Annotated in this window: 6 protein-coding genes and 1 pseudogene; 4 read left to right on the top strand and 3 right to left on the bottom strand. The window is 72.9% G+C overall.

The window, feature by feature from the left end:
- From C2142_RS35000 to C2142_RS41815, 3 genes are all read right to left on the bottom strand, one after another.
- The coding region (locus tag C2142_RS35000; RefSeq protein ID WP_241002966.1) for a response regulator transcription factor at positions 1 to 492 on the bottom strand (492 nt) is incomplete at its 3' end.
- Positions 489 to 1,682 (bottom strand): sensor histidine kinase, encoded by a 1,194-nt coding sequence (locus C2142_RS34995; protein WP_241002965.1) that lies wholly within the window; start codon positions 1,680 to 1,682, stop codon positions 489 to 491. The genes C2142_RS35000 and C2142_RS34995, both read right to left, overlap by 4 nt.
- Positions 1,683 to 1,823: 141 nt before the next feature.
- On the bottom strand, positions 1,824 to 2,651 hold the full coding sequence (locus tag C2142_RS41815) for an acyl-CoA dehydrogenase family protein (RefSeq protein ID WP_148646877.1): 828 nt from the start codon (positions 2,649 to 2,651) through the stop codon (positions 1,824 to 1,826).
- 677 nt (positions 2,652 to 3,328) lie between these two features.
- Between C2142_RS41815 and C2142_RS34985 the strand changes: the two are divergent.
- From C2142_RS34985 to C2142_RS34970, 4 genes and pseudogenes are all read left to right on the top strand, one after another.
- A pseudogene (locus C2142_RS34985) lies at positions 3,329 to 4,104 on the top strand (ABC transporter ATP-binding protein).
- 45 nt (positions 4,105 to 4,149) lie between these two features.
- Complete coding sequence (locus C2142_RS34980) at positions 4,150 to 6,702, top strand: ABC transporter permease (RefSeq protein ID WP_148646876.1); 2,553 nt, start codon at positions 4,150 to 4,152, stop codon at positions 6,700 to 6,702.
- A 187-nt stretch (positions 6,703 to 6,889) separates the two neighbouring features.
- Positions 6,890 to 7,678 (top strand): ABC transporter ATP-binding protein, encoded by a 789-nt coding sequence (locus C2142_RS34975; RefSeq protein WP_148646875.1) that lies wholly within the window; start codon positions 6,890 to 6,892, stop codon positions 7,676 to 7,678.
- Between the two features lie 18 nt (positions 7,679 to 7,696).
- On the top strand, positions 7,697 to 9,936 hold a 2,240-nt coding region (locus C2142_RS34970; protein ID WP_194235838.1), incomplete at its 3' end, for an ABC transporter permease.

Below are 9,936 nucleotides of genomic sequence, written 5' to 3'. Positions count from 1 at the left end.
CACCAGCACCTCACGTTCGCGCTCGGTGATCCCCTCGATCTCCCGCCGCCGCGACGTACGGACCGGGCCTCGCTCGACGAAGCCCTCGATCAGCCGGCGCGTGACCCCCGGTGCGATCAACGCGTCCCCGGCCGCGACCACCCGCACCGCCGCCAGGATGTCCTCCAGCACCATGTCCTTGACCAGGAACCCGCCCGCGCCCGCCCGCAACGCCGCGTAGACGTTCTCGTCGTCGTCGAACGTCGTCAGGATCAGCACGTTCGGCGGATCGGACAGCTCCTTGATCAGTCTCGTCGCCTCGATGCCGTCCATCACCGGCATCCGGATGTCCATCACCACGACGTCGGGGCGCAGTTCCCGCGCCAGCCCGAGCGCCTCGGCCCCCGTCCCGGCCTCCCCCACGATCTCGATGTCAGACGCGTCCGTGATCACCATCCGCAGTCCCGCTCGCACGAGTGGCTGGTCATCGGCAAGTACGATCCGGATCGTCATAGCGGAAGTCTAGCCATCACACGGAAGCCGCCCCGGGGTCCCGGCCCGGCACTGAAGTGACCGTGCAACAGGCCCACCCGCTCGCGCATCCCCACGACGCCGTAGCCGCTTCCGACGCTCGGGCCCGCGCCCGCCCTCCCGCACCCGTCGTCGACGATCTCCAGGGAGAGCTCCTCCTCCCCGTAGTCCACGTCCACCCAGCACCGGGCACCGCCCGCATGACGGACCACGTTGGTCACCGACTCCTGGACGATCCGGAACGCGGACAGCTCGACCTCGGGAGGCAGCGGCCGCCGGCGTCCGCGCCGCCGCACCTCCACCCGCACTCCGGCGTCCGCCGCGGTCTCGGCCAGCCGGTCGAGATCCGCCAGCCCCGGCGCCGGCGCCGACTCCGACTCCGACTCCGACTGGTCCGCGTCGGCCTCCCGCAGCGCGCCCAGCATCCGCCGCAGGCCCGCCAGGGTCTCCCGGCTGGTCGTCTCGATCACCACCAGCGCGTCCCGCGCACCGACCGGCTGGGTATCGATCACCCTCGCCGCCGCACCGGCCTGGATGGCGATCACCCCGATGCTGTGCGCGACCATGTCGTGCAGCTCACGGGCGATCCGGGCGCGCTCCGCCTGCACCGCCCGGGTCGCGCTCTGGGCGCGCAGGGTCTCGGCGTGCTCCTGCCGCAACCGCACCCAACTGCCGGCGATCCAGGCGAGGACGGTGGTCACCACGAGGCTGGCCCACGGACCGCCGATGCTCTGCAGCACCGACGCGGACCGCAGGGCCACCGACACCGTGGCCCACACCACCACCACCGCGGAGACCGCCACCGCGGCCGTCCGGCGCGACCGGGTCACGGTGACGTAGAAGACCAGGAGGTCCGCCGCCAGGAGGAAGGGCCACGCCCGTTCCCCGAACACCTCCGCCGCGACCGCCTCGGCCAGCAGCACCCCGAGCACCGGCACCGGCAGCCGGCTGGCCCACCCGATCGGCAACGCCAGGGTCACGATGATCAGCACCAGCGCCCAGGGGGCCACGTGGAGGAACTGCTTCGGGGCCATGAACACCGGATGGGTGGGCCCCGGCATCGTCCCGTACAACACGAGCGCGAACGCGGCGGCCGCCCACCAGCTGAGCATCGCCAACGCGTCCGGCGACAGCCGCCTCAGCAGGACAGGAGGCTTCGGAGATCGTTCCACGGGCAGCGATGCTAGCCGCCGGGGGCTCCCGGCAAATCGCTCCTCAGGACTCAGCCCAGAGGCTGATCCGGGACACGGCCGGGGCCGGCACCCGCGCTGCGGATGCCGGCCCTCCGTGCCGCCCCGGGCGGTTCGTCCGGGCTACTCCCGGTCCAGCCAGGCGGCCACCGCGTTCCAGACCTCGCCCAGCGTCTCGGGCCGGCCCGGCTCGTCATGGGTACGGGCGAGCCGGGGGGCGGAGACGACGCCGGAGACGTACCGCTGCCGGCTCTCCGGGCCGGGCGTGTCCTCCCGCCTGCCCTCCGTCGCCACGACGACCAGGACGTCACCGTCGAAGCGTCCGAAGCCGTGCGCCCGGGTGACCAGCGCATTGTTCACGAAGACCCGCGCACACGCCTCCAGTTCCGCCTCGGACATGCCCGCCAGGACGGCGCCGCGCAGCGGGCCAGGATCGAGGCGGGGTGGGGGCGTTCGGCGAGCGGGCGCTTCTAGCAGGGTGAGCAGGCCGGCGCGGGTGGCGTTGTTGATCGGCCACTTGGTGCCGTCGAGGCGGTAGCCGTCGGGGTGGGCGGTGGCGGTGAGCTCGTTGTTGAGCAGGTCGGCGCCGTGGTCGGGTTCGGTGAGGGCCCAGGCCACCGGGGTGCCGTCGAGTACGGCGGCCGCGGTGGCGCGGATCGTGGCCTTCTCCCGCAGCCGGTCGGCGATGTGGATGCGCTCGTCCTCGCTCAGGTATCGGGACGGTCCTGACGTGCGGGCGGGCGCCCGCTCGGGTCGAGCGGGCGCCCGGAACCTGTTCGGATCCGTCCGGCCGTTGCGCCACTCGCGTCCAGTCCGCTCGTGTACGCCCACGCGCCGGGACGCCTCTTTGTTGCTGTAGCCCTGCTGCACGAGCCGGAAGTATTCCTCCCGCTCGACACGAAGCCTCCTACGCCCCTGCGGCTTCCGGTCCTCGCGGATCTCGAAGTCCATCGCGTCCCCTGAGCTGGGGTGTTGCGACAACCGCTAGAACCCAAGCCCCGGTGCGGGTGGGCGGCGCGGGTGTTCAACCATCGCGGCGCGCCACTTGAACAGGCGTCGGCCGCGGAAGGGGCCGGTTTTCGGGCCCGTGCTGCGCCCCCGGCGCAACGGGGGATTGCCGGGGGCGCAGTGGTTCTCACGGTAGGCGGTGGCGCGGGGCGGTCGCGTCATCCCGCCGGACGAACGGGGCGCCGGTGTCCTCCGTCGCAGGGATGCCGTCGGACGGCCGGGGCGGGCGCGCAGCGGGCGCCGGGGCCGGGTGCCGGGGCTGGGCGGGCCGCGGGGCGCGGGGCGCGGCTGCCGCGGGCCGGCCGGGGGCGGGCACGCGGGCGGGGGCCGGCCGGTTGACCGATCGCGCGGGGGTGGGGACAGTCCGCCGTCGCCGCGGCCGCGGCCGCCGCCGGGGCGCGGCGGGGGCGGAGCGGTGTCATCCCTGCGACGCCATCCGGGCGGCTGAGGACGGCTGTTCTCCTCGCTCGTGCGGATGTCGCGGCAACCATCCGCCCGGGGGACGATTTCGCCGGGCCGTTTCGAGCAGGATGGTTGGCAGCCGCCCCTGCACGGCGTCACCGGTCGCGGTGCCACGGGCGTCCGTCCGGCGTTCGGCCCCCAGCAGGACAGGAGCACCCGTGAGCACGACGACCGCATCCGCCCCGTCCGCCGGCCTCGTGGCCGCCCGCGCCACCGGTCTGGGCAAGGTGTACGACGACGGCGGGAGGCGGGTGGTGGCGCTGGAGGGCGTCGACGTGGTCTTCCGGCGGGGCGAGTTCACGGCGGTCATGGGGCCTTCCGGTTCGGGGAAGTCGACGCTGTTGCACTGCATGGCGGGGCTGGACTCCGTTTCCAGCGGCTCGGCCGCGATCGGCGGGGTGGAGCTGGCGGGTCTGGGCGACCGGCAGCTGACCCGGCTGCGGCGGGAGCGGATCGGCTTCGTCTTCCAGGCGTTCAACCTGTTCCCGGCCCTGACGGCGCTGGAGAACATCACGCTGCCGATGGACATGGCCGGTCGCCCGATGGGGACCTGGACTGGCTGGCCGTCGTCGTCCACGCGGTCGGCCTGGCCGGGCGGCTGACCCACCGTCCGGCACAGCTGTCGGGCGGCCAGCAGCAGCGGGTCGCCTGCGCCCGCACGCTGGCGGGCAGGCCGGACATCGTCTTCGCGGACGAGCCGACGGGGAGCCTGGACTCGCGGGCCGGCGCCGGGATCCTGTCCTTCCTCCGCGACAGCGTGCGCGAACTCGGGCAGAGCGTCGTCATGGTGACTCACGACCCGGTCGCCGCCGGTTACGCCGACCGGGTGCTGTTCCTCACCGACGGCCGGATAGTCGACGAGCTCGTCCGGCCGGCCGCCGGGGCCGTCCTGGACCGCACGTACCGCCTGGAAGCCAAGGGCGCCACGAGCTGATGCTCCGCCAGCAGCCCGTCAGACCTGACCACTTGGACTGATCACATGTATCGCACCGCACTGCGCAACGTCCTCGCCCACAAGGGCCGCCTGTTGATGACCGCGCTGGCCGTCATGCTCGGCACCGCCTTCGTGGCCGGGACCATGGTCTTCTCCGACACCATCAGCCGGGCCGCGAAGAACAGTTACTCCAGGAGCTACACCGACGTGTCGGTGATGGTGACCGACAAGGCGGCGACCGCCAGTACCGAGTGGAAGGGCGCGAAGGGCGGCGAGGGGCTGACCGACGCCACGCTGGCGGCGGTCTCCGGGCTGCCGGGGACGGCGAAGGCGCGGCCGGTGATCAGCGCCTTCGCCGGTGTCGCCGACAAGAAGGGCGACCTGATCGGCCCGTCGTGGAGTGCCAGGGCGGTGAACTTCGTCCCGAACGGCTCCGGCGTGGACGCGCGCTACCCGATGGCCGAGGGCCGTGGCCCGCGCGGCCAGGGGGAGATCGCGCTCGACCGGGAGACCGCGCGCAGGGGCGGCTACCACGTCGGCGACAGGGTGCGGATCGCCACCAACGGCCCCGCCGTCGACGCCGTGCTGACGGGGGTGTTCACCACCGACGACCCGATGGTGTCCTCGGGCAGCAGCCTGACCGTGCTGGCCACCCCGGAGGCGCAGCGGATGCTGCTGTCCCCCGGCCGCTACAGCAGCATCGAGGTGACGGCCAAGGCCGGTGTCTCCGAGGCGGCGCTCAAGGAGCAGGTCGCGCCGCTCGTCCCCGGCGGAAGCAGGTTCCGGGTCGACACCGCCCGCCGGCTGCGGGACGAGCAGGCCACCCTGGTCGCGACCCGGACCCGCAGCCTGGAGGCCGTGCTGCTGACCTTCGCCGGGGTGTCGCTGTTCGTCGGCGTCTTCATCATCGCCAACACCTTCACCATGCTGGTCGCCCAGCGCACCAGGGAGTTGGGGCTGTTGCGGGCGATCGGCGCGGACCGGTCGCAGGTCACCCGGTCGGTCCTGGTCGAGGCGCTGGTGATCGGTCTGAGTTCCTCCGCGGCCGGCCTGCTGGCCGGTGTCGGCATCGGCCGGGCCATGAAGACGGGCCTGAAGTCGCTGGGCAAGGGCGTGCCCGGCGGTCCGCTGGTGGTGACGCCGACCACGGTCGGCGCGGCGCTGGCGGTGGGGGCGGTGGTCACCGTGCTGTCCGCCGTCGTGCCCGCGGTGCGGGCCTCGCGGATCGCTCCGATCGCCGCGCTCAGCAGCGGTGACCAGCCGCCGGCGGCGAAGAGCCTGCTGGTGCGCAACGTCGTCGGTTCGGTGGCCGCCGCCGGCGGTGTGGCGCTGATCGCGATGAGCGCCGTCTGGGAGGGTCCGACCGCGCGCAACGCGATCGAGGCTGGCGCGGTGCTGGCCAGCGTGGGCATCCTGGTCCTGCTGCCCCTGTTGTCGCGCCCGGTGGTCGCCCTGGTCGGCCCGTTGCTGTCCAGGCTGTTCGGCACGCCCGGCCGGCTCGCCCGGCTGAACGCGGTGCGCAACCCGCGCCGCACCGGTGCCACGGCCGGGGCGCTCGCCATCGGGCTGACCCTGGTGGCGACGATGACGGTGATCGGCACGTCGGTGACGGACGCGGTGGCCCGGACGGTCGACGGCGGCATCAGGGCCGACTACGCCGTGGTCATGGCCAACGGTCACGGCCTCTCCCCGAAGATCGCGGAGGCGGTCGCCAAGGCCCCGGGGGTGACGGCCGCCAGTCCGGTCACCACCGTGGACCTGAAGGTCGACGGCACGACCCGCACGTTCGAGGGCCTGGACGCGGACGGCGCCGGGCAGCTGGTCAACCTGTCGATGACCGCCGGCTCGGCCGGCGCGCTGAAGCAGGGCCAGGCCCTGGTCGACTCCGACCTCGCCGCCGACGGTCACCTCGGGGCGGGCTCGACGATGACGGTCAGGCGCCCGGACGGCTCCACCGCCACCCTGACCGTGGGCGGTGTGTTCCGCGCGAACCAGATGCTCTCCCCGGTCCTGCTCTCCAACGCTGCACTCGCCGGTTTCGAGCCGAACCCGTACGTCAGCCAGACGCTCGTCAAGGGGGCCGACGGGGCCACGCCCGCCCTCAAGCAGGCCATCAAGGACGCCACCGGCAGCAACCCGGTGATCGAGATCAGGGACAGGCAGGGCATGCAGGACGATTTCAGCCACACCATCACCTCGACGCTGAGCCTGCTGTACGCGCTGCTGGCGATGTCGGTGCTGGTCGCCGTGCTCGGGGTGGTCAACACCATGGCGATGTCGGTGTTCGAGCGCAAGCGGGAGATCGGCCTGCTGCGCGCGATCGGCCTGGACCGGCGCGGCATCAAGCGGATGGTGCGGCTGGAGTCGGCGCTCATCTCGGTGCTGGGCGCGGTGGTCGGCATGGTCCTCGGCAGCTATCTGGCCTGGGCCGCCGTCAACACCCTGGAGGTCGAGCTGGCGAACATCACCACGGTGATCCCCTACGGCCGGATGTCCCTCTTCCTGGTCCTGACCGGGGTGGTCGGTGTGCTCGCCGCGGTGTGGCCGGCCCGCCAGGCCGCCCGGCTGGACATCCTCGACAGCATCCAGACGGCCTGATCCCCCGCCCGTTTCCGCTGCCGTCCGGTGCCGCCCGGGCGGCGCGGACCACGGGCCACCGGCGGGCGACCCGGTTCACCCGCCCGCCCGAACGCTCATCGGACATGCGTCAACCACGGCACATCACGCCGCTTCCGTGCTCCGCCCGAGGGCGGGTCCCGGGACGGCCGGACCCAGGAGGTACCCCGTGACAACGGCACCCACATCCGTCCATGCTTCCCCGAACCCGGGCGGCCCCGCCGCGACCGCCGCCTCGGCGCGTCAGGTGACCAAGGCCTACGGCACCGGCGAGACCAGGGTCACCGCGCTGGACGCGGTGGACGTGGACATCCAGCGCGGCCGCTTCACCGCGATCATGGGCCCCTCGGGCTCCGGCAAGTCGACCCTGATGCACTGCCTGGCGGGCCTGGACACCGTCACCGAGGGCCGGATCTGGATCGGCGACACCGAGATCACCGGCCTGAAGGACAAGCAGCTCACCAGGCTGCGCCGGGACAAGATCGGCTTCATCTTCCAGGCGTTCAACCTGCTCCCGACGCTGAACGCGCTGGAGAACATCACGCTCCCGATGGACATCGCCGGCCGCAGGCCGGACGCCGCCTGGCTGGACCAGGTGGTCGAGACCGTCGGCCTCGCCGACCGCCTCAAGCACCGCCCCACCCAGCTCTCCGGCGGCCAGCAGCAGCGCGTCGCGGTGGCCCGGGCGCTGGCCGCCCGCCCCGAGATCATCTTCGGGGACGAGCCCACCGGGAACCTCGACTCCCGTTCCGGCGCCGAGGTGCTGACCTTCCTGCGCCGCTCGGTGGACGAGCTGGGCCAGACCATCGTGATGGTCACCCACGACCCGGTCGCCGCCGGCTACGCGGACCGCGTGCTCTTCCTCGCCGACGGCGTGATCGTCGACGAGATGCACGCCCCCACCGCCGACTCCGTCCTCGAACGCATGCGCCGTTTCGACGGCAAGCGCACCAGCTGAGCGGGCGGGCACAGGACCATGCTGCTCAAGACGTCACTACGGAGCTTCTACGCCCACAAGGGCCGGATGTTCCTGTCGATGATCGCGATCGTGCTGTCGGTGGGCTTCGTCTCCGGCACCCTGGTGTTCTCCAACACCGCCACCAGCACCTTCGACAGGCTCTTCGCCTCCACCGCCCCCGACGTCCTGGTCACCCAGACCCCGGCCAAGAAGAACGCCGGACCGCGCCAGGACGGCGCCGCGACCCTGACCGTCCCGGCCTCGACCGTCACGCAGGTCGCGGCGCAGCCCGGGGTGAAGACCGCACTCGGGCAGATCGAGGTCGGCAACGCGACCCTCGTCAATCCCAGGACCAACCGGGCGGCCGGCCCGGCCGGCGGCGCCCCGGCCAGGGTCGGCGCCTGGGTGCCCGGCCCGCGCACCCCCCTGAAGATCACCTCGGGCGGCGCCCCGGCCGGCGGCAGGCAGATGATGATCGACGCCGACACCGCCGCCAAGAGCAGACTCGGCGTCGGCGACCCGATCCGGGTGATCAACTCCTTCGGCACCTTCGACTACACCATCAGCGGCATCGCCACCTTCGACGGCACCAACCCCGGTGCGGCGCTGGCCTTCCTGGACGTCCCCACCGCGCAGCACGACCTGCTCGGCGCCCCCGGCCTGTTCACCTCGATCGCCGCGTTCGGCAACGGGGGCGTCCCCGACTCCCAGCTCAAGCGCACCATCGCCACGACCCTCGGCAGCGGTTTCGACGTCCAGACCGCCGCCGAGCAGAAGGCCGCGAACAGCAGGGACGTCGGCAGCTTCCTCAACTTCATGAAGTTCGCGGTGCTCGGCTTCGCCGGCATCTCGCTGCTGGTCGGCGGCTTCCTCATCGTCAACACCTTCTCCATGCTGATCGCCCAGCGCACCCGCGAGATCGGCCTGCTGCGCGCCCTCGGCGGCAGCCGCCGCCAGATCAACCGCTCGGTGCTGGTCGAGGCGCTGCTGCTGGGGCTGACCGGCTCCACCCTGGGCCTGCTGGCCGGGCTGGGCATCGCCCAGCTGCTGATCGAGCTGATGGGCTCGGCCGGCATGAAGATCTCCTCCTCCCTGGAGATCGACGCCACCGTCCCGGTCGCCTCCTACACGGTGGGCCTGGTGGTCACCGTGCTGGCCGCCTGGCTGCCGGCCCGCCGGGCCGGGAGGATCTCACCGATGGCCGCGCTGCGCGACCACGGCACCCCGGCCGACGGCGCCGCCACCAGGATCCGCACCGTCCTCGGGCTGGCGCTGGGCATCGGCGGCGCCCTCCTGTTGGCCCTGGCCGCGGCGAGCGGCGAGAGCGCCGCCGGCGGCGCCGGGCTGGGCCTGGGCGTGCTGCTGCCCCTCGTCGGCTTCGTGGTCCTCGGCCCGCTGCTCGCCACCGGCGTGATCAGGGTGCTCGGCGCGCTGCTGCCCAGGCTCTTCGGGCCCTCCGGCAAGCTCGCCCAGCGCAACGCCATGCGCAACCCGCGCCGCACCGGCGCCACCGCGGCCGCCCTGATGATCGGCCTCGCGCTGGTCACCGGCTTCTCCGTGATCACCTCGTCGATGGTCAGCTCGACGAACGCGCAGATCGAGAGGTCGGTCGGCGCCGACTACCTCGTCCAGGCCAACCAGACCGGCGTCACCGCCGCCATGGTGGCCGCCGCCAAGGGAACCCCGGGCATCGACCACATCACCGAGGTGGTGAACGTGCTCACCACCCTCCGGACGCCGGACGGCCAGAGCCGGGAGATCTCGGTGACGGCGGTCTCCCCCACCATCACCCAGGACTACCGCTTCCCGGTCCGGGCCGGCAGCGCCGAGGCCGTCACCGCGGGCGACGCCGTCTCGGTGGACCAGGACTTCGCCCAGGCCCACCACCTGTCCGTCGGCGACCGGGTGACGATCGACTACGGGAAGGGGCACACCCGGTCCGTGCCCGTCGGGCTGGTCACCACCAAGGGCAACACCCTCTTCGACAAGCAGTTCTACATCGCCGTCGCGACCGTCGGGCAGGCCCTCCCGGCCGACCAGCGGCCCGCCGCCGGCGCCCTGCTCGGCAAGGCCGCCGCCGGCGCGGACAAGGACCGGACCTACCAGGCCCTCCAGGACGCGCTCAGCGCCTACCCCCAGCTGGACGTCAAGGACCAGAGCGCCTTCAAGGAGCTCTACCAGCAGCGCGTCGCCGGCCTGCTCAACCTCGTGTACGGCCTGCTCGGACTCGCCATCATCGTCGCCGTGCGTGATCAACA

The sequence above is a fragment of the Streptomyces sp. CB01881 genome (assembly GCF_002953255.1).
GTDB lineage: Bacteria > Actinomycetota > Actinomycetes > Streptomycetales > Streptomycetaceae > Kitasatospora.
This window is presented reverse-complemented; position numbering and strand designations above follow the sequence as displayed.

What these genes read in the sequence shown, in the direction of transcription:
- C2142_RS41815 (WP_148646877.1), bottom strand. Translation starts at nt 2,651, where the DNA reads ATGGACTTCGAGATCCGCGAGGACCGGAAGCCGCAGGGGCGTAGGAGG.
- C2142_RS34980 (WP_148646876.1), top strand. Translation starts at nt 4,150, where the DNA reads ATGTATCGCACCGCACTGCGCAACGTCCTCGCCCACAAGGGCCGCCTG.